At 59.5% G+C, this 20,479-nt stretch carries 20 protein-coding genes; 13 read left to right on the top strand and 7 right to left on the bottom strand.

The window, feature by feature from the left end; all coding sequences use genetic code 11:
- Positions 1 to 44: 44 nt before the first annotated feature.
- The gene (locus P9239_RS19245; protein ID WP_309753722.1) at positions 45 to 242 is read right to left on the bottom strand and encodes a heavy-metal-associated domain-containing protein; all 198 of its coding nucleotides are present in this window, start codon (positions 240 to 242) and stop codon (positions 45 to 47) included.
- Between the two features lie 166 nt (positions 243 to 408).
- Here P9239_RS19245 and P9239_RS19240 point away from each other — a divergent pair, with 166 nt between their 5' ends.
- From P9239_RS19240 to P9239_RS19200, 9 genes are all read left to right on the top strand, one after another.
- Complete coding sequence (locus tag P9239_RS19240) at positions 409 to 765, top strand: hypothetical protein (protein ID WP_309753720.1); 357 nt, start codon at positions 409 to 411, stop codon at positions 763 to 765.
- A gap of 92 nt (positions 766 to 857) precedes the next feature.
- Positions 858 to 2,153 carry a TolC family protein gene (locus P9239_RS19235; protein WP_309753718.1) on the top strand — a complete coding sequence of 432 codons (1,296 nt, stop codon included), beginning with the start codon at positions 858 to 860 and terminating at the stop codon, positions 2,151 to 2,153.
- 11 nt (positions 2,154 to 2,164) lie between these two features.
- A complete protein-coding gene (locus P9239_RS19230) occupies positions 2,165 to 3,706 on the top strand; it encodes an efflux RND transporter periplasmic adaptor subunit (protein WP_309753716.1) in 1,542 nt (513 codons plus the stop codon).
- A complete protein-coding gene (locus P9239_RS19225) occupies positions 3,703 to 6,903 on the top strand; it encodes an efflux RND transporter permease subunit (protein WP_309753714.1) in 3,201 nt (1,066 codons plus the stop codon). Before P9239_RS19230 ends, P9239_RS19225 begins: the two co-directional genes overlap by 4 nt.
- On the top strand, positions 6,900 to 7,250 hold the full coding sequence (locus P9239_RS19220) for a copper-binding protein (RefSeq protein WP_309753712.1): 351 nt from the start codon (positions 6,900 to 6,902) through the stop codon (positions 7,248 to 7,250). The genes P9239_RS19225 and P9239_RS19220 overlap by 4 nt, the downstream gene beginning before the upstream one ends.
- A 77-nt stretch (positions 7,251 to 7,327) precedes the next feature.
- Positions 7,328 to 9,142 carry a protein-disulfide reductase DsbD gene (gene dsbD / locus P9239_RS19215; protein WP_309753710.1) on the top strand — a complete coding sequence of 605 codons (1,815 nt, stop codon included), beginning with the start codon at positions 7,328 to 7,330 and terminating at the stop codon, positions 9,140 to 9,142.
- Positions 9,143 to 9,210: 68 nt separating this feature from the next.
- A complete protein-coding gene (locus P9239_RS19210; protein WP_309753708.1) occupies positions 9,211 to 9,570 on the top strand; it encodes a hypothetical protein in 360 nt (119 codons plus the stop codon).
- Between the two features lie 127 nt (positions 9,571 to 9,697).
- A complete protein-coding gene (locus tag P9239_RS19205) occupies positions 9,698 to 10,003 on the top strand; it encodes a hypothetical protein (RefSeq protein ID WP_309753705.1) in 306 nt (101 codons plus the stop codon).
- 223 nt (positions 10,004 to 10,226) lie between these two features.
- Positions 10,227 to 10,532, top strand: coding sequence for a P-II family nitrogen regulator (locus P9239_RS19200; RefSeq protein ID WP_309753703.1), 306 nt, complete (start codon positions 10,227 to 10,229; stop codon positions 10,530 to 10,532).
- Positions 10,533 to 11,150: 618 nt separating this feature from the next.
- Here the strand turns inward: P9239_RS19200 and cadR are convergent.
- Complete coding sequence (gene cadR, locus P9239_RS19195) at positions 11,151 to 11,582, bottom strand: Cd(II)/Pb(II)-responsive transcriptional regulator (RefSeq protein WP_309753701.1); 432 nt, start codon at positions 11,580 to 11,582, stop codon at positions 11,151 to 11,153.
- A 464-nt stretch (positions 11,583 to 12,046) separates the two neighbouring features.
- Here cadR and P9239_RS19190 point away from each other — a divergent pair, with 464 nt between their 5' ends.
- Positions 12,047 to 14,068 carry a heavy metal translocating P-type ATPase gene (locus tag P9239_RS19190; RefSeq protein WP_404980077.1) on the top strand — a complete coding sequence of 674 codons (2,022 nt, stop codon included), beginning with the start codon at positions 12,047 to 12,049 and terminating at the stop codon, positions 14,066 to 14,068.
- A 266-nt stretch (positions 14,069 to 14,334) separates the two neighbouring features.
- On the opposite strand, the gene arsB is transcribed toward P9239_RS19190, so the two are convergent.
- Both arsB and P9239_RS19180 read right to left on the bottom strand, forming a co-directional pair.
- Entirely contained in the window at positions 14,335 to 15,408 is a 1,074-nt protein-coding gene (gene arsB / locus P9239_RS19185) for an ACR3 family arsenite efflux transporter (RefSeq protein WP_309753699.1), read from the bottom strand.
- Positions 15,409 to 15,410: 2 nt separating this feature from the next.
- Entirely contained in the window at positions 15,411 to 15,926 is a 516-nt protein-coding gene (locus tag P9239_RS19180; protein ID WP_309753697.1) for an arsenate reductase ArsC, read from the bottom strand.
- 196 nt (positions 15,927 to 16,122) lie between these two features.
- Here P9239_RS19180 and P9239_RS19175 point away from each other — a divergent pair, with 196 nt between their 5' ends.
- Positions 16,123 to 16,464: a metalloregulator ArsR/SmtB family transcription factor gene (locus P9239_RS19175; protein WP_309753695.1), complete on the top strand. Its 342-nt coding sequence runs from the start codon at positions 16,123 to 16,125 to the stop codon at positions 16,462 to 16,464.
- A gap of 92 nt (positions 16,465 to 16,556) precedes the next feature.
- On the opposite strand, the gene P9239_RS19170 is transcribed toward P9239_RS19175, so the two are convergent.
- From P9239_RS19170 to arsH, 3 genes are read right to left on the bottom strand one after another with little or no spacing between them, the layout of a single operon-like run.
- A complete protein-coding gene (locus tag P9239_RS19170; protein WP_309753694.1) occupies positions 16,557 to 17,030 on the bottom strand; it encodes an ArsI/CadI family heavy metal resistance metalloenzyme in 474 nt (157 codons plus the stop codon).
- Complete coding sequence (locus P9239_RS19165) at positions 17,031 to 17,369, bottom strand: metalloregulator ArsR/SmtB family transcription factor (RefSeq protein WP_309753692.1); 339 nt, start codon at positions 17,367 to 17,369, stop codon at positions 17,031 to 17,033.
- Positions 17,370 to 17,378: 9 nt separating this feature from the next.
- A complete protein-coding gene (arsH, locus tag P9239_RS19160) occupies positions 17,379 to 18,152 on the bottom strand; it encodes an arsenical resistance protein ArsH (protein WP_309754162.1) in 774 nt (257 codons plus the stop codon).
- A 299-nt stretch (positions 18,153 to 18,451) separates the two neighbouring features.
- On the opposite strand from arsH, the gene P9239_RS19155 reads away from it, so the two are divergent.
- Together P9239_RS19155 and P9239_RS19150 are read left to right on the top strand one after the other, a co-directional pair.
- Positions 18,452 to 19,015, top strand: a complete 564-nt coding sequence (locus P9239_RS19155; protein ID WP_309753690.1) for a hypothetical protein — start codon at positions 18,452 to 18,454, stop codon at positions 19,013 to 19,015.
- Between the two features lie 5 nt (positions 19,016 to 19,020).
- Entirely contained in the window at positions 19,021 to 20,268 is a 1,248-nt protein-coding gene (locus P9239_RS19150) for an MFS transporter (RefSeq protein WP_404980104.1), read from the top strand.
- The last annotated feature ends 211 nt before the right edge of the window (positions 20,269 to 20,479 follow it).

The following is a 20,479-nucleotide window of genomic DNA, read 5'->3' as shown; positions in this document are numbered from 1 at the left end:
GCGACTATCCCATCCGCATTTCACCTGTCTCGTGGACAATGTGGCTACGCGTTGACCGTTGGGTGGTATCCCGCAGCTTCAATGACAGCAACGAGCCGCTCTGATGTCAGAACCGAGCTGATTTTCACGGTTTTGGAGGCGATGTCGACTTCAAGTTTCGCTGCCGGGTCGGCAGTTGTGACAGCGCGAGTGATGGAGTTGGCGCACCCGCCGCACGACATATCGTTGACTTTGAATTCCATCTTTGACTCCGGTGGAGAGATTAGAAGCCCCAAGCATGAACCTTCCCAGGACGGGAATGTCAAGCGGCGGACTTCCCGCCACTCGAGCGACTGCCGCGTGCAATGACTGCCACAGGCGACAGATTGCGCGGAACATGGATAAAATGGCTCCGCTATAATCCCAGCCATGAAATTCCTCCGGACATTGCTTCTTCTCCTGCTGTGCGCCGTGCTGCCCATCAGTGGGCTGGCGGCCAGCGGCTTGACTGGAGAATGTCCGATGAGCATGGACGCAAACGAGGGCAGTGGGATGTCTTCGGAAATGCCTGGTTGCGAGACCATGAAATCCTCGCAACCGGAGAAAGCAAAGGGCTTCTTCTGCAAGGCAACGGCGCAATGCCAACTCGGCAGCCTGTATCACCCGGCTTCCGCTCTTGAAGTGACTCGTCCCGCCGGATTGGCCAGCCCAGTTGTCTTCCACTACGTTGACTCGCTGTCGGTCCGCGAGCCTGCCGGTCTTTGGCGACCTCCTCGCGCCATCTAATCCCTTTCTGACAGGTTCACCGCATTTGCGGTGAGGTCGTCCTGCATCCAGGACGTGGATTCCCTATGGGAGTCCGCCGTTGGGGTTAGAACATGCATTCAACAATTGGCTTGCCGACATGCCGGCGAGCACCACCGCGCGCGCGTTTATTCTTCGCCGCGCTGATTCTCGCGAGCGTTGCCGCGCACGCTCAGGACGCCCCCGTCACGCTCGACGCGGCACTTCAATCCGCTACTGACCGCAGCGCCGCCATGGGTGCTGCGCAAGCATCTATCCGCGCGAGTTCCGAGGCCTCCGTCCGGGCGGGCCAGTTACCCGACCCGATGCTGAAGGCCGGCGTGGACAACCTGCCGGTCAACGGACCGCAACGATTCACCATCGGTCAGGACTTCATGACAATGCGCCGTATCGGCATCGAACAGGAATGGGTTTCGGGAGAAAAGCGTCGGCTCCGGTCAGCATTAGCCAATAACGTCGTGGACCGCGAGCGTGCGGGCTATCTTGCCCAACTCGCGAACACGCGCCAGCAAACGGCTTTGGCATGGCTGAACGCGGTGTATGCGAAGAAAGCGGTGTCGTTGCAGCAGGAGCTGGTTGGCCACATGACTCATGAGCTGGAGGCGACGAAAGCATCCTATCGTGGCGCGAAAGCGACTGCGGCCGATGTGACGCAAGCCCAGGCCATGCTGGCGCAGACCCAGGACCAGTTGTTCAAGGCGCAGCAGACGTTTCAGACGGCGCTCATCGGCCTCTCCCGTTGGACCGCCGCGCCTGTTTCCGATGTGACGGGCGAACCGCCAGCGCCAGAATCATATGTACCGTCGCTGCCGCCTGACGAGCTCCGACAGGTGCAGCCGGTGCTTGTCGCAGCGTCGCGCGACATCGAGGTCGCCGATGCCGACACTGCCGTTGCCAACAGCGACCGCAGTCCGAACTGGACGTGGGAGGTTTCGTATCAGCAGCGCGGCGGGCAGTATTCCAACATGGTGTCGGTCGGCGTGAGCATCCCATTGCCTATCAATCGGAAGAATGTTCAGGACCAGAACGCCGCCGAAAAAGCGGAGCTCGGCACCAAGGCGCGGCTGATGTATGAGGACGCGCAGCGGCAGGTGGAAGCGGACATCCGCACTCAGTCAGCCACCCTGGCCAGCGGTCGCGAGCGCATCACCAATCTGACTCACTCCCTGCTGCCGGCTGCCGACCAGCGCGTGCAACTCGCGGCGGCGGCGTACCGGGCCGGTACCGGGTCGCTGGCGGACACATTTGCTGCCAGACGGGCGCAACTCGACGCCCAGCTTGAGGTGCTCGACCTGCAGCGTGACGTATCGCAAACCTGGGCCCAGCTGGAATACCAGGTCGTACCCGCGTCGATGTCCTTCAGTCAGTGAAGGAGAACAGCATGCAAAACAAACAACTGGCTCGCGCGGCCCTTATCGTGTTTGCGGCAGCGGCATTGCTGAGCGCCGGCTACGTTGCCGGCACCTGGCGTGCTTCCGCGACCGGCACGACCATCGCCGCGACGTCTCGCGCCACCGACGGCAAAACGGACCCCAAGACCGGCCGCAAAGTGCTGTACTGGCACGACCCGATGGTGCCGAACCAACATTTCGACAAGCCCGGCAAGTCGCCTTTCATGGACATGCAGCTTGAGCCGGTCTATGCCGACGAGAGCGGTTCGAACGGCATCAAGATTGACCCTGGACTACAGCAGAACCTCGGCATCCGCTATGCAACCGTACGCCGACAGGACACAACCGACGGCTTCGACGCTGTGGGTACGACACAATTCGACGAGTCCAAAGCGGATGTCATCCAGTCGCGGGTGACCGGCTACATAGACCGCCTTTACACCAGCGCTCCGATGCAACGGGTCGCGAAAGGCGCTCCAATTGCGTCGCTCTTCGTTCCCGACTGGCTGCCGCCGCAGGAAGAATATCTGGCGTTGAAGCGAGGCGGGATGGATGACAGCATGGTTGCCGCGTCGCGCGCGCGGATGCGGGCAATGTCGATTCCGGACGGCGTGATTGCTAGCCTCGACCGCACCGGCAAAGCGCAGACGCACGTCACGCTGTCTGCGCCGGAAAGCGGCGTGCTGACCGAGCTCAACGTTCGCGACGGTGCAATGGTGTCGCCGGGGCAGACGCTTGCCAAGGTCGCCGGCCTGTCTAAGCTTTGGCTCATCGTTGAAATACCCGAAGCGCTGGCCCTTCAGGTTCGACCCGGCATGACCGTCGACGCCGTGTTTGCCGGTGACCCGTCCCAGCATTTCACGGGGCACATTCGCGAAATTCTGCCCGGAATTAGCACGACCAGTCGCACGCTGCAGGCCCGCCTGGAAATCGACAACACAGACCTCCGGTTGACGCCGGGAATGCTGATGCGGGCACGCATCGGTGCCGCGAAAAAAGTGTCGCGGTTGCTCGTGCCCTCGGAAGCCGTCATCACGACTGGCAAGCGGTCGCTGGTCATCGTCAAGAATTCCGATGGCAGATTGCAGCCTGTCTCGGTTACGGTCGGCAACGATGCTGGCGACGATGCCGAGGTGAGGAGCGGACTGACGGAAGGCCAGCAGGTTGTCGCATCGGGCCAGTTCCTGATTGACTCTGAAGCGAGCCTGAAATCTGTTCTGCCGCGGCTGGAGGGTAGCGTCGGTACTGTTCCGAGCATTCCTGCATCTGCACCTGCACCTGCATCGTCATCGGCTACGGCTCAAACCTACGAGACTACCGGCAAGGTCGAGAAGGTCACAGCCGGTGACATCACGTTCTCGCATCAACCCGTTCCGGCCCTCGGTTGGGGAGCCATGACGATGTCGTTCAGCAAACCGTCGCCGACCGCATTTCCTGACGTGAAGCCTGGCGAGACCGTGCATTTTGTCTTCAGGCAATCCGACGATGGCTACCAGTTGACGAAGGTCGAACCGGTTGGAGGCGCCAAATGATTGCGCGCCTCATAAGGTGGTCTATCCATAACCGCTTTCTGGTATTGCTGGCCACGGTGCTTGTAACGGCCTGGGGCGTCTACTCGGTGAATGAAACGCCACTCGATGCGCTGCCCGATTTGTCCGATACGCAGGTCATCATCAAGGCGTCGTATCCTGGTAAAGCGCCGCAGGTCATCGAAGACCAGGTGACGTATCCGCTCACTACCACGCTACTCGGCGTGCCGGGGGCGAAAACCGTCCGGGCGTATTCGTCGTTCGGCGATGCGTTCGTCTACGTCCTGTTCGACGACAAGACCGACCAGTACTGGGCGCGTTCACGCGTGCTCGAGTATCTGAACCAGGTGCAGAGCCGTCTGCCGCAAGGCGCGACGGTATCGCTTGGACCGGATGCAACTGGCGTGGGCTGGGTGTACGAATATGCGCTGGTGGACAGGACCGGACAGCATGACCTCGGGCAACTGCGAGCGCTGAACGACTGGTTCCTGAAGTTCGAACTGAAGTCAGTGCCTGACGTCTCTGAGGTCGCGTCCATCGGTGGCATGGTTCGTCAGTATCAGGTTGTGCTCGACCCGGACAAACTGCGCGCATTCGGCATCACGCAGGCGATGGTGGCGGACGCTCTGGGAAAGGCGAACCAAGAATCCGGCGGCTCAGTAGTTGAACTGGCGGAATCCGAATACATGGTCCGGTCATCAGGTTATCTGCGTTCGCTCGACGATTTTCGCAACGTCATCCTGCGCACGAACGATGCGGGCACGCCCGTGTTACTCGGCAACGTCGCGCGAATTCAGGTTGGCCCAGAAATGCGTCGCGGCATTGCTGAGTTGAACGGCGAAGGGGAAGTCACTGGCGGCGTTATTGTCATGCGTTCCAGCAAGAACGCGCTGACAACCATTGACGCGGTCAAAGCGAAGCTGGCAGACCTGAGGCGTTCGCTGCCGCAGGGCGTCGAAGTGGTGACAACCTACGACCGCTCGCAGCTTATCGAGCGCGCGGTGGATAACCTCAAGGACAAGCTTGTCGAGGAGTTCATCGTCGTCGCGCTCGTGTGCGCCGTCTTCCTGTTCCATCTGCGTAGCGCCTTGGTTGCGGTCCTGTCGCTCCCGCTCGGTGTGCTCGCCGCGGTCATCGTGATGCGCTATCAGGGCGTTAACGCGAACCTGATGTCGCTCGGCGGCATCGCGATTGCCATCGGCGCGATGATAGACGCAGCCATCGTCATGATTGAAAACGCCCACAAACATCTGGAGGCGTATGAACTCGCGCATCGAGACAGGCCCATCACGACCACGCAGCGATGGGAGCTGATTGCCACGTCAGCAGCCGAAGTGGGGCCAGCGCTTTTCTTCTCGCTGCTCATCATCACGCTGTCGTTTATCCCGGTCTTTTCGCTCGAAGGGCAGGAAGGCAAGCTGTTCTCGCCTCTGGCATTCACGAAGACATACACGATTGCCGCTGCAGCGGGCCTGTCGGTGACGCTTGTGCCGGTTCTGATGGGCTATCTGATTCGTGGGCGCATTCCTCATGAAGCCTCGAATCCCATCAATCGTGCGCTAGTGCGGCTTTATAGGCCGTTGCTCGAAGCGACCTTGCGGCTTCCGTGGTTAATCATCGCCCTTGCCGTGCTTGCGCTGGCGCTGACCGCGATTCCAGTGTCACGGCTCGGTGGCGAATTCCTACCGCCGCTCGACGAAGGCGACCTGCTTTACATGCCGACGGCTCTTCCCGGAATCTCGGCCGAAAAGGCGTCCGAGCTGCTGCAGCAGACCGACCGACTCATCAAGACGGTACCCGAGGTTGCGTCGGTCTTTGGGAAGTCAGGTCGTGCCGACACAGCCACGGACCCGGCACCGCTGGAGATGTTCGAGACGACTATTCAGTTCAAGCCAAAAAGTCAGTGGCGACCCGGGATGACGTCCGAAAAGCTCGTTGACGAACTGGACCGGACCGTGAAGGTGCCGGGTCTGTCGAACGTCTGGGTGCCGCCTATTCGTAACCGTCTGGACATGCTGTCTACCGGCATCAAGACTCCAGTGGGAGTGAAGATTTCTGGGGCCGACCTCTCGCAGATTGACCGGATTGCCACACAGGTCGAAGCGGCGGTGAAAGATGTTCCCGGCGTGACCTCAGCACTAGCAGAGCGGCTCAACGGCGGCCGGTACATCGACGTCGACATCAACCGGCAGGCGGCAGCACGATATGGGCTGTCCGTTAGCGACATTCAGGCGGTCGTCTCTACCGCCGTCGGCGGGGATAACGTCGGGGAAGTGATTGCGGGCCGCGAGCGGTTTCCTATCAACATCCGCTATCCACGCGAAGTCCGCGACTCGCTTGAAAACCTGCGCGACCTGCCTGTACTAACTGACCGTGGCGCTCAAATCCGGCTGAGTGATGTCGCTGACATCCGCGTCGCTGACGGTCCGCCCATGATTCGAAGCGAAAACGCTCGGCTGTCTGGATACGTCTACGTTGATATTCGAAACGTGGACTTGCAATCGGCAGTCCAGGCGATGCAGCACGCGGTCACCGAGAAGGTTCAGTTGCCGCCCGGCTATTCGATTGCGTGGTCAGGACAGTTCGAGTACCTGGAACGCGCAGCGGCGAAGTTGCGCACCGTCATTCCCGTGACGCTGGTCGTCATCTTCGTGCTGCTGTTTCTCACCTTCACTTCGGCAGCGGACGCGCTTCTGCTCATGTCGACGGTGCCGTTCGCGCTGGTCGGCGGCTTTTGGCTCATCTGGATACTGGGTCATGCGGTGTCCGTCGCGACCTCGGTCGGCTTCATCGCGCTCGCCGGCGTCGCGGCCGAGTTCGGCGTCGTCATGCTGCTGTACCTGAAGGGGGCACTCAACCGACGGTTAGAACTGGGTGAGCCATTGACCGAAGGCACGCTAATCGAGGCCATCCGCGAAGGTGCTGTGCTGCGCGTACGCCCCAAGGCGATGACGGTTGCTGTCGTCCTTGCCGGGCTGATTCCCATCATGGTTGGCCATGGTGCCGGCTCGGAAGTCATGCAGCGCATCGCCGCCCCGATGGTTGGCGGCATGGTCACCGCGCCGATTCTCTCGATGTTTGTTATTCCCGCCGCATGGTTCCTGTTACAGCGTCGCCACCTCAGGAAACATGCGCGATTTCCTTATGCAGTCCCTTCCTGCACGAAAGTGCCTTCTGTTCAAACCGGAGAAACCCAATGAAGAATTTGCTTGTTGCTGTCACCGCCCTTGCGGGTCTTATCGCCGTCCCGGCGTTTGCTGGCAACGAAATGGCGGGCATGAACATGTCCGCAAAGCCGTCGGCCACGAAGGGGACGTCGAACAACGCTCTGACGGACGCGGAGGTTAAAAAGGTTGACTCGGCGACCGGCATGGTCACTTTGAAGCACGGTGCGCTGGAGAACGTCGGCATGCCGCCCATGACCATGGCGTTCAAGGCGAAGGATGCTGACATGCTCAAACGAGTTCACGAGGGCGACAAGGTCAAGGTGCGTGTCGAGAACGTCAACGGCGCGATGACCATCGTGAAAATGGAAAAGCAGTCTTGATGAGTTGTCGACTCGTCAGGCGCAGCCTGACCGCGCACGGTCAAGCTGCGCCTTGATTGCTCCGAAGGAGGTCAGCAATGCGGAGAAATTCAGTCCCGTTCCTGCGTGTCGCGCTATGCCTGCTGTTCGTGTTTGCATTCCACCCAGCCCGCGCGGTCAGCGACACCGACCTGCTGCCTCCCGAGTTAGCTTTCCCATTGAAGGTAACGCTCGGAAACGCGCAGCGGGTCGTCCTAGACTTCCAAACTCACCCTCGCTATTACCTTTATCGGGACCGCTTCAGTTTTACTGTTGACGGGGCGGCCGTTAAGCCCGACAGCATGCCCCCTGGAGAACTGAAGAGCGACGCGACCTTCGGCATGGTCACGGTCTATCACCGGCCGGTGAAAATCCAGCTGCCATTGCCGCATGCTGTCTCCACCAGTGTCGTCGTGTCCGTCACATCGCAGGGCTGCGCTGACGTCGGCGTCTGCTATCCGCCGCAGACGCGTAGCGTCCACATAGCGGCGAACGGCGGTGTCACGCCCATTGTGGCTGCGAATAGCGACACGGCGGCTGCTGTCGATTTTCGAAACACAGAGGCCAGCCGCTCGCTCTCGGTCTCCGGAATCAGGCTGCATCCGGCGAATGGCGTCTCATTACCGGAGTCGTTTGGGTTTTTGTTGGCCGGTCTGCTGATGGCAGGCACGGTCTGCATGTATCCGCTCGTGCCCATCGTGGCGACAGTCATTGCCGGCGGCAAGGAGAGCCGGACCGTCTATCGAAGCTTTGGTGTGTCGTTGGCCTACGTCCAGGGTCTCGCGCTCACATATGCCGTTGCCGGAACCATCGCGGCGCTGCTCGGCATTCCGCTCGTCGCCATGACGCAACGCCCTTGGGTGCTTGCCGTTTTCGGGGCGCTGATGGTGTTGTTTGCACTGGCCATGTTTGGCGTGTTCCGGTTTCAGTTGCCGGTCGGCTGGCAGTCCCGGTTCGTCGCCTGGAGCAACCGGTTGCCTGGTGGTCGGGCCGGACCCGCGTTCCTGATGGGCATGCTGTCCGCGCTAATTGTCGGGCCGTGCTCCACTCCGGTGCTGGCAGGCGCGCTGCTCTATATCGCGAACAGTCGGGACTTGCTGGGCGGCGCTCTCGCGCTCTATGTGATGGCGATGGGACTCGGACTCCCGTTGCTGGCTGTCGGCACGTTCGGCGCCCAAGTGCTGCCAAGGGCCGGTCCGTGGATGGTGGGCGTTCAGAACCTGCTTGGGTTCATGTTGCTCGCCGCCGCGCTGTGGTTCACCTACTCGCTGCTGCCGGACTGGTTGTTGATGATGCTGGTCGCGTTCCTGCTTACGACTGCCGGCGTGATGCTTCACGCCGTGGACCGGCTGCCACGAAACGCGCCCGGCGGCACGCGCGTCGCGAAGGCGCTCGGCATATTGCTGCTCGTCGCGGGGGTAGCTGAGTTCGTTGGCGCCGCGTCAAGACATTTCGACATCCTGCAACCATTGGCCGGTGTCATGCGTACCTCGTCTCCGGCGAACGAATTGAACGACGCTCGGTTTGAAGCGATACGGTCGAACGCCGAACTGGACGCGGCCCTCGCTCGGGCCGGAGGACAGCCGGTCATGGTCGACTTCTATGCGGACTGGTGCATCAGTTGCAAGGAACTTGAGCGCTTCACGTTCACCGACCCGCGCGTGCTCAGGGAGTTCTCTAGCTGGAAGTTGCTGCGCATCGACGTGACGAAGAGTACGGCAGAGGACACGGCAATGCTGCGACGCTTTGGCCTCTTCGGACCGCCAGCTCTGATTTTCTATGACCGAGCTGGCCAGCAGCAACCTGACGCGGAGTTAAGCGGGTTTGTCGGCGCAAATGCTTTCTTGGCGCATCTGAAGCAATGGGGGAAGTAGCGTGGCACATCACCGCAGTCCCGAGCGCGCCGTGGCAACCGCAGGGATAGACGCATATACTTGAATCCATGAAAGTCTGGGTCAAAGTCATCGCGTGGTTTCTGATTGCGTGGTTGCCGTTACTTGGCTACGCGGCGCAGGTGACGCTTTGTCCCGAGATGTCGTCGATGGCGAACGGCCATCAACAGACCGATACAGTGCATCCCACTGGCAAGGCAGGGTGCACGCAAGACAGCGACCACCGCCGGACCGACGTGCAGCCACCCTGCCACGGCAACACGAGCGGCACCATCTGTGGAATGGCTGCGATACCTGTGACGCACACCGTCATTGCCGTCTCTTCTTCGCGAGTTTATAGCGTTATCGCCGAAATCCCTTGGAAGCAGTTTATTCCTGAGCTGCCCGCGCCTCCTCCGCGCTTCGTGTAGTTGTCCAGTTGACCGGTTCGAATGTTTTCACACCGTAGCGCGCGCGTGCGCGGCGATTGTGAAACGAGCGGACTGAGTGTCAGTAACATGCCTCGGCTCACGCGACTTATTGATTCCGGAGATATACATGAACGCGAAACTGGTTAGAGCAACCGTCGTATCGACGTTGCTGTTGACAACGACCGCCGTCACGCTCGCCGCTGCAGGTACCGACAGCAGCTCCTCAAAGCCATCAGCGCGGCAGGCTCACGAGCATGAACACGGCTCAATGATGGGCATGCAAGGGATGATGGGAAGCTGCCCGATGATGGGAGGAAACATGGGTCTCGACCCGAAGACCGCGATGCGGATGCACGCAGAGATGATGCGTGCAATGAGCGACATCATGACCAAGTACGCAGACCAGGCTGGGACGCCCTCATCGAAGCAATGACTCAGGTCGAACATTCTGTTCATCTGAGACTCATGATGAAGTGAGACACGACCTTGAAAGGAGGTCAGCTGCTGCACTCCCGCAAGCAGGCGCCCGAAGAAGCAGCTCGTCAATTCGGTGGGCGGGTTGCTTCGACGTAGATGCGAGAGAGCGAGTCATGTCGACAAGAAGGGTGGATGCGGTCGCGCCTCGCGCCCGGTCAGTGAGTTAATGGGAGGCCACTATGGAGCTGAAATGTGTTGTCGCCATCGTGCGACAGGACGTCCTGCCCGTACTTGAGCGGAGGCTCAGTGCAGTTCATGTGCACGGTATGACCGTAACGCGCGTGCGAGGATTCGGCGCGCATCCCAATCTTTTCGCTGACGACTGGACGACCGAACACATCAAAATCGAAGGTTTCGCCGGGACGGAAACCGTCGATGCGCTGGTCAACACGATTACTGATGTGGCGCGCAATGAAGCGGGCTCCGATGGCGTGGTCGCCGTCATTCCCGTGGATAAACTGCTTCGCGTCGCCGACGCACCTTGAGCGTGTTCTTGTGTCGTGCCCTCTTACGTCCGGAGAGGACCGGCGTGACTCGTCGCTTCTGGCTGTCAGGCTTCGACACTTAAAAGCTGCGTTCGAACGACTGGCTGGCTTCTCTCGAGATTTCGATAGCTTCTCACAGTCGGAAGGTGCAGGCGTAAGGTCTGCCAATCTGGCACGACCCTTGTGCTCAAGATGCACAGGATACGCCGACACTCGACCACCAGGGCCATAGTGTTTTAACTGAACGAGTCGCCGAGCGGCCGTACAGACGGAGCACAGTGCACTGCGGACTTACCGCGCGCGGCTGAACGACGACTATGGCATCGGAAACAAATTCGGAAGACTGGCGACGCGACGCCTCGAAGACAGAGGACGCGGTCGACAACGCAGTTATTGGCCGGAGATACCCGCTTCGCACACCAAGAACGGATGCTCTCCAATCTGAATGAAATTTCGGCGGCGCTAGCATTACTACTGTTAGTCTGGCGCTTCCTCCCGGAGCGCCAGTTTGCGCGCGTGCTCATGCGCGTTCCGACGTCGGCGGACATTTGAAAAGCGTCCAGATTCGCTACGAGAATCCAACATCTTCATCACTCTGCCCGCGATGAAACGCTGCGCCTAGCCCAGATGGGTTCCTCGATGATTCTCAAGCGCGGTTTCCATCGTCGTCAGACCTTGCATAATTCGGCATTCGTTGACTGCTGCTCCGCCCGAGCAGCTGGCTCGCAGGTGACCCAGTTGTTCCCGCAAGTGCACAAGTTCCGCGATGCGTTCGTCGACATCCGCTATGTGCTCATCCAACAACGAGTTAATGGCGCCGCACCCGACGCCCGGCTTGTCCGACGCGGACAGCAGGGCTCGAACTTCATCATGCGTCATGTCGAGCGCGCGGCAGTTCCGTACAAAGCGTAGACGTTCGACATGGGCGTGGGTGTAACTACGATAGTTTGCGGCTGTCCGCTCGGCCGGTGGGAGTAGGCCTTCCTTTTCATAAAACCGAACCGTGTCTGTTGTGCAGTTGGCAGCCTTTGCCAGTTCGCCAATTCTCATAGTCTGCCCCTCAAAATACGCTTGACCTTGGAGTTCCTCCAAGGTGTTTACTGTAAGCATATACCAAGCGGACAGCAGACATGGAAGATTGTTGCGGTAAGAAAAGGTCGGATGTCGCGTCGAAACTTGCAAAAGAAAAGCGCGAGACGAAGGACGGGTGTTGCCGTGGAAATGCGTGCACAGATATACCCGGTGCAGATGCGACAGGACGGTTGCACGACGACGCTGGGCAGTCGACCTGTCGACCGGTCCATCAACAGCAGCATGACCATCGCCAGGACGCGACGTGCTGCGACTTCCACGGGCGCGACCGTACATTGCAGGGTGGGACTATCGAAGCGCAGCCCGCTCTTGCCCCGCTGAACCGGTCTGTTGCGGTCGGAGGCTTGGTCCGCACTCAAATGCGGATATTGGAGATGGACTGCCCGACGGAGGAAGCGCTCATTCGCAAGAAGCTCCGCGGTATGACGGAAGTCTCCGAGATGCAGTTCAACCTCATGCAGCGAGTTCTTACGGTAGTTCATCGTCCCGACGGACTTCAGGCTGTAATCAAGGCGCTCGCGACCATCGGATTCACGCCCCAACTCGACGAAGAGGCGGTCGCAATCAGCCGCGCTCCGGCGCAAGTCAAGAACTCCTGGTGGCCGCTGGCCATTGCCGGTTGCGCCGCCTTGGGTGCCGAGGCCGCCGATTTGCTCGGCGCGTCGGTCTGGGTCGTCGCAGGGCTTGCCTTAGTGGCCGTTGCGTGTTCCGGAGCTGGGACCTACAAGAAGGGCTGGGTCGCCATCAAGAACCTCAATCTGAACATCAACGCGCTGATGAGCATCGCAGTTACAGGCGCGTTGGCCTTAGGGCAATGGCCCGAGGCTGCGATGGTGATGGTGTTGTTCACGATTTCGGAGCTCATCGAGGCGAAATCGCTCGACCGAGCTCGCAATGCAATCGAAGGCCTGATGAGGCTCGCACCCGAAACAGCGACGGTCAAGCAGGCCGATGGTTCCTGGCTCGACGTTGAGGCGGCACGCGTCGGGTTGGGCGCAATTGTCCGGGTACGTCCTGGAGAGCGCATCGCCCTTGACGGGGCTGTCATTGAGGGGCGTTCCACGGTCAATCAGGCACCGATTACCGGGGAGAGCATGCCGGTTGACAAAGGTCCCGGTGACAACGTCTTCGCTGGCACCATCAACGAATCGGGTTCGTTCGAGTTTCAAGTCACGGTCGCAGCCAACAATTCGACGCTTGCGCGCATTATTCATGCTGTCGAGGAAGCTCAAGGCGCCAAGGCGCCGACGCAGCGGTTTGTCGACCAGTTCGCCAAGGTCTACACCCCGATTGTCTTCCTGATTGCGCTTGTCGTTGCCATCATCCCGCCGCTACTTTTTGCCGGCGCGTGGTTTAGCTGGGTCTACAAGGCGCTTGTGCTACTCGTCATTGCATGCCCTTGCGCACTTGTGATTTCTACGCCGGTTTCGATAGTTAGCGGTCTTGCCACCGCTGCCCGCAAAGGCATTCTGGTAAAAGGGGGTACGTTCCTCGAGCAAGGTCGGAAGCTTCGTTGGCTTGCGTTGGACAAGACGGGCACGATTACGCACGGTAAGCCGGTCCAGGTCGCGTTCGAACTCCACGCGACCGACTTTGAAAGCATGTTCGTGCGCTCTGTCGCGGCCAGCTTGTCGAGTCGCTCGGACCATCCAGTCTCGAATGCCATTACGCAAGCAGCAGACGCCGATAGCGTGGCGCGGCTTTCAGTCGATGAGTTCGAGGCGATTCCAGGACGAGGTATCGCGGGACGGGTGAATAGTCACCAGTACTCCCTCGGTAACCACAGGCTCGTCGAAGAACTCGGCCATGGTTCGCCGGAACTAGAGGCCCGACTGGAAAGTTACGAGCGAGACGGTAAGACTGTGGTCATGCTTGCTGATAACAAACGGGTGCTTGGTTTGTTCGTTGTTGCGGACACGGTGAAGGAGTCGAGCCGCGAAGCAATCTCCGAGCTTCACGCGCTCGGCGTGCGAACCGCGATGCTCACGGGCGACAACGCGCACACTGCGGCCGCGATTGCCAGGGAAGTCGGCATTGACCGCGCCGAGGGTGACCAACTCCCCGAGGATAAACTGCGCGTCGTCGAGAGTCTGTCTCGAGACCGCGCGATGGTCGGCATGGTCGGTGACGGCATCAATGATGCGCCAGCACTCGCGCGTGCCGACATCGGTTTCGCCATGGGTGCGATGGGCACAGATACCGCCATCGAAACGGCCGATATCGCCCTGATGGATGACGATTTGCGCAAGATTCCCGTGTTCATTCGTCTTTCGAAGGCGACCCACACGATTTTGGTCCAGAACATCACGTTAGCACTTGGCATCAAAGCGATATTCCTCGCACTGACAATCGGCGGACTCGGAACGATGTGGATGGCCGTATTTGCTGACGTTGGAGCGAGCCTGCTCGTCGTTGCGAACGGCTTGCGGCTGCTGCGAAAGTAGATTGAGTAAGCTCCCGGAGAAAAAAGAATAAGCTGGTTTGAGCGAATGTGTATCGACCGCGACCACAGTCGGTCACAGGGTGAAACGCGCAGTCGTTATGGTGACGCAACCCGCGCGGCGCCCTTCAAACGAATGACGGCCGTCGGGTCTCAGGTGGAGATTCGCGCAGGTTGCTACACAAATTGCAACGCAGCTGACTGATGCCGAAGGCGCCTCAAGACATCGGCAAATCGATGGCTGCCCGGCGTAGGCCATTTGAGGAACGGTCAGTTATCTCCTTGGTACCAGCGCCGAGATGAGTTCACGACTTTCACCACGGCTAGCATTACCGGCACTTCGATGAGCACGCCTACCACCGTTGCCAGCGCCGCCCCTGATTTCAGGCCGAACAGGCTTATTGCGGTCGCGACTGCCAGCTCGAAGAAATTTGAAGCGCCAATCAGACATGATGGCGCAGCAACATCATGGGACACGCCGAGCTTCCGATTCGCCAGATAAGCAAGTGTCGAGTTGACGACCACTTGAATCAGGATAGGCACAGCGAGAAGCACGATGACGACCGGCTGCGCGATGATTTGCTCGCCCTGGAATGCGAACAGCAGCACAAGCGTGAGCAAGAGTGCCGCGATAGAAAACGGGCCAATCGTCGACAGTGCCCGCTGGAACGCCTGTTCTCCGCGGCGCAGAAGCGCTTTGCGGACGATTTGAGCAATGATAACCGGGATGAGGATGTAGAGCACCACCGACGTCAGCAGCGTATCCCACGGTACCGCGATGTTCGAGATGCCAAGCAGCAGCCCCACGACTGGAGCAAACGCGAAAACCATAATCAAGTCGTTTAGGGCCACCTGGGAAAGGGTGAAATACGGGTCACCTTTGGTCAGCTGACTCCACACAAAGACCATCGCTGTACATGGCGCCGCCGCCAGGAGAATCAGCCCCGCAACATAGCTGTCTAGTTGGTCGGCCGGCAGAAAAGAAGCGAACGCGTGACGCACAAACACCCATGCTAGGAAGGCCATGGTGAACGGCTTCACGGCCCAGTTGATGACCAGCGTCACCCCAATGCCTTTTAGCTGAGAGCGGACCTTTCCAAGCGATGCGAAATCGATGCGCAACAGCATCGGGATAATCATGACCCAAATCAGAACTCCGACCGGGATGTTGACGTGAGCCACTTCCAGCGTAGACACCGTGTGCACCGCGCCGGGCAGTAGCTTACCCAGCACAATCCCAACCATGATGCACAACGCGACCCATACAGAAAGATACCGCTCGAAGAAGCCGATACCGATGGGCGCGCGCCGAGCAGCTTTGGCAACCGTCTGACTGCCAGCCATCATTACTCTCCTTTCTCGCGCAGCGATGTCCCGATAGTTTGCATTTCTTGCTGGACGGCCATGCGGTCGAGCTTTCGCAACGGAAGGTTCGTGAACAGTTCGATACGCTTCTTCATTTGCACAAAAGCTTGAAGAAACGCGCGACGCTTCTCTTCGTCGGAACCTTCAACCTTCGATGGGTCAGCAACGCCCCAATGCGCTTTCGCTGGGTGACCCGGCCAAATTGGGCAAACCTCGCCCGCAGCGTCGTCGCAGACAGTGAAGATGAAGTCCATCTGGGGCGCTCCGTCCACCGCGAATTCGTCCCAGCTTTTGCTTCGCAGACCTTCCGTCTCGATACCCTGCGACCGAAGCAAAGCGATTGCGTGAGGGTGCGGCGTCGTTCCGGGGTGGCTTCCTGCACTGTAGCCGGTGAAACGGTCGCCGGCGAGTTGGTTCAGCGCCGCCTCCGCAAGGATGGAGCGCGCCGAGTTGTGGGTGCAGAGGAATAAGACGTTGTACTTCCGGTGGTCTGTCACAGACATCTCCTAACGACGATTGGTCGCAGCTCGCAATTAAATCGATATCTCCAATATAATAGAAATGATGTGACGTGGCAAGCTCGGGCGCGACCTGCGTTCGGGACAAGCAGCCTTGACGCCCGTGGACTGCAGTTCCGCCCGGCGTCCGCGGCGTCGCGTTAGAATCGGTACATAACCTTGAAGACAGAGCCTTATGAAGGAAAAAGACGCCATCAAAGCTTTGGCCGCGCTCGCACAGCCGACGCGCCTGGCTATTTTTCGTCTGCTCGTCACGGCCGGACCTGAGGGTCTGAACGTCGGTGTCATCCAAGAACACCTGGACCTAGCTAGCGCGACACTTTCCTTCCATCTCAAGGAGCTGACGCACGCTGGCTTGGTGACGTCCCGCCAGGAAGGACGGTTTGTGTACTATGGGCCCGAAATCGACCATATGAATGACCTGGTTGGCTTTCTGACTGAGAACTGCTGCCAGGGCGTGGACTCGGCCGTATGCAAGCCCGCCAGGAAAGTGAAGTGCAAGCCTGTGACCGCGTGAACAGGCGCTTTGCGCGGTAGGTCGCCCAGGACCACTTGCATCGTAACGGCCGCCTCGAAACTTGGGCGGCCGATTGCTTTTGTCGCCGTGAATTAACAGCAGCCAACCTTTTTCTCAATCACCGCTGGAATCGAGGTGACCGGGGCACAGCAGGCTCCGCCCGCCTCGGGAGCGGCCGATGCCCGGCTGTCCGCTCCGAAAATCGGGATGCCGCCGAGGGTGTGATACGTCTCCCACGGCACGCCCGCCGGGTCTCGAGTCCAATACTTGTTTGAACTCGCGTAACAACACTGCGCGCCAGGTTGGTCCTGAACCGCGACTTGGCTGGCGACGACCTGCGCGCGGAGAGCTACCAGTTCTTCGTCGCTGTCGACCTGAAATCCCAGGTGATTAACCCCTGTTTCCCCGCTGCGGGACGAAATGGCGAAGTTCACGCGTGGGTCCTCGAGCATCCACTTCGCGTAATCGTCCTTGAGGATTGACGGTTCCGCGCCGAACATGCTGCTGTAGAAGCGCACGCTTTCGTCAAGCTTCGGAACAATGACGTGCACATGAAATCGCTTCATTTAAGTCTCCGTCTCGTTGTTTGCGCAGCCGCATTGCTCTGCTTGCTCCGCCGCGCAGCAGTTCTCCATCAGGAAATCCATAAGCGTCTGCATGTGGTCATAGCTCGCGCAATAGAAGATAAACCGACCCTGGTTCTTGCCTTCAATGAGTCCGGCATTCGCAAGCTCTTTGAGGTGAAAGGACAGCGTTGGCGCGGGCAATGACAGCTTCTCGGCGATAGCACCTGGACTCATCCCCGATGGACCGGCCGTTACCAGCAGTCGGAAGACAGCGAGTCGCGTTTCGTGTGCCAAGGCTGCCAGTGCCTTAACTGCTAGCTTTGAGTCCAAGGTTGCCATCACAGTCCTTTACTGGTTACTCGCCTTCGTTTTCTCGGCAGGGTGCTCGGCGACTGCCCGGGAAGCAAGGTCGGTTGCGGGGTCAAGTGGACGACCGTCCTCGACGCGTTCGCTGTACCTGTCGACGAGATAGTCGGCGCGGCCGCGAAGCAGCAGGGTGAACTTGACCAATTCTTCCATCACGTCGACGACCCGGTCGTAGTATGGCGACGGCTTCATGCGGCCGGCTTCATCGAACTCCTCGAAGGCCTTCGCGACCGAGCTCTGATTCGGGATGGTGAACATGCGCATCCACCGCCCCAACTGTCGCAGTTGATTGACAGAGTTGAACGACTGCGAACCTCCGCTCACCTGCATCACGGCTAGAGTGCGTCCCTGCGTCGGCCGGATACCCCCGCTGACGAGCGGCAGATGGTCAATCTGGGTTTTTATGAGGCCGGTAATCGTGCCGTGGCGTTCCGGGCTGCACCATACGTGTCCTTCCGACCACATGGACAGCTCCAGCAACTCCTTCACTTTCGGGTGGTTCTTAGAGTCAACGTCGTCGGCGTGCGGAAGACCTCGCGGGTCGAAGATTCGAGCCTCTGCTCCAAACTGGTCCAGCAACCGCGCGGCTTCCTCGACGAGCAGGCGCGAATACGACCGGTCGCGAAGAGAGCCATAGAGCAAGAGAATCCTCGCCGGTGGTTGACCTTCCATCCCCAACCGCGCAGCGATGTCCGTGTCGAAAAATTCCCGCTTCGCCGCCGGCAAGGCATCGTCGTTGATTGCGTGCACTGTCATCGTGTGTTCCAGCGATTTCATATTTCCAACCATATAGAGATATTCGCTGCAGTTCAGGTCGCCTCCCTCAGCGAACCTGGTTGCATCGCTCACCGCTTGCATTCTACTGTATTTCCGGTATTCTGGAAATGTGAAATCCTTGGGAAGTTGTCATGAGCTGCGATGACCTAGCTTTGACTAACGAGCCGCTACCGGTATCGGGAAGGTGGCGTTGCCGCGCGGCGCAAGCGCTTCTTGTCCTGATGGCACGTTCGCCGGTTGACGGTTCACGCACAACCCCTACTGAGGAGCGTACGGTTATGGAAACGGGCTCTCCAGTGCTGGCGGCCAACATTGCACGCCAGTTTCAGCTCGAGACCGGATATGCGAGTTCAGCCGTCGCCTTGACGGCAGCAGCTGACGACAAACTCGTGCTCGCGCGTTTGCTCGCACAGGGCGGTTCCTCCGCAGCGGTCCTTGTGATGGACGAGGAAGTGTTAGCGCGTTTGTATCCTCCCTGCGACTGGATGACTCCGCTGCTGCGAGTCCGCAACCATCTCGCCGACGAGGGTTCGAAATTCTTCGTCGCTCTGACTACGCCACCGAACGAGAAAGGAATTTCCGCGGCACTTCGTCGACTGCGCGCACGCTTCGTCGCACGACGAGTTGGGCGTTTCTGCAATCGTGACGGAATCGGGTTTCTCGGTACGGTCAACGTTCTGCCGTCCCAAGTCATCGCGCCTCGCAGGAGCCTGTTCCATGAGCGAGTCGCGGCCGTCATTGCTCACCGGCTGGCTTCAGCAAGATTCTTTTGCTGCGACGCATTTCGGATTGGAGGCGACGGTCCTCATAGTGCAAGCCAATATCGGGGGACAGTAAGTTGAGCACGATGTCGAACCGGAGTGAGAGCGCGAGCGGGAACCCCGCGCCCGCGGATAGCGAAGACAAGTTAATCACGTGGGCGCTGGCTCTGGCGCAGTTGGTATCGTGGGGCTCCGTGTACTACTCGTTCTCACTGCTCGTGGTGCCCATGGAACAAAGCATGGGCTGGAGTAGGACATCGACGAATGCCGCGTTGTCCGTGGGATTGCTTGTTTCAGGCTTTGCAGCGTATCCCATTGGCCGCTGGATTGACCACGGGCTTGGACGGCGTGTCATGGTTGTCGGCTCTATCATCGCAGCGGCGATGCTACTGCTTTGGGCCGGCGCTCAGTCGCTGACATTACTGTTCGTCGCGTGGATAGGCCTCGGAGTTTCGATGGCTGCCACGTTCTACGACCCTGTGTTCGCCGTTGTCACACACGGATATCCAGGAAGCTTCCGGACTAAAATCACCCTGATTACGCTTGTTGCTGGTTTCGCCAGCACGGTCTTCATCCCGCTAACGCAGTTCCTCGTGGGCTCAGTCGGATGGCGCACATCGCTTGTCGTGCTCGCGGCGCTGAATCTCGTCGTGTGCCTGCCCATCCATGTGATGGCCATCCGCTCGTCGCGTACCGACGTGGTTTCGCGAACAGAAAGCCGAGAGGTGAAGTTGGCTAACGACGCGGCAACACGCCGCGCGCTGAGAACGCCAACGTTCTGGGCGCTCGCCGTCTGTTTCACGGCTTACTACGCGACATTCGCGGCGCTAACATTTCATCTGGTCCCGCTCATGGTCGAGCGCGGCGTGTCGAACGCGGTATTGGTTACAACCATGGCGCTGATTGGTCCCGCACAGGTCGCCGCGCGAGCAGTATGGTTCACGTTCGGTCGAACGATTCACGTGAGCACCGTCGGCATCATCGTCGTGACGCTTTTCCCGCTGTCGACGGTTATTCTGATAGTGGCAGGCCACTCGGCCACGCTTCTCTGGTCGTTCGCGCTTTGCTATGGCGCCGCAAATGGAATGATGACGATTTTGCGCGGCACCATCGTGCAAGACCTTATGTGGACCGAAGGCTATGGGGCCGTCAGCGGAATGCTTTCTTTCCCATCAAATATTGCCAAGGGGATAGCGCCGATAGCGGCAGCCGGTATCTGGAACCTGACTCACGGCTACGTGGCCGTCGAGTGGACCGTGCTCATCGTCTCGATATTGTCAGCCATAGCATTCGTCGCCGCCGTTCGCGCGAGCCGCCACGCTGCGGCGAGTTGAACACAATGAATTCGGTAACCCTTCCGACATCAATCAATCAACCATGAACAATCGCGCTGCTCGCGGGAATGAGCTAGATGCAATAAAGGCGTGCTCACGGAGAATGGGCTTCCCGCCTTGAACATTGAGGCGGCGCTGCTTGAGGACGTCGTAGTCGCAAAAGACGAGGATGAAAAGATTGTTGGAAGCATTCGCCTAGAGCGATTCGGTC

Source organism: Caballeronia sp. LZ062 (genome assembly GCF_031450785.1).
Classification (GTDB): Bacteria; Pseudomonadota; Gammaproteobacteria; order Burkholderiales; family Burkholderiaceae; genus Caballeronia.
The sequence above is the reverse complement of the archived record's forward strand: the minus strand, read 5'-3'. Positions and strand labels throughout refer to the sequence as shown.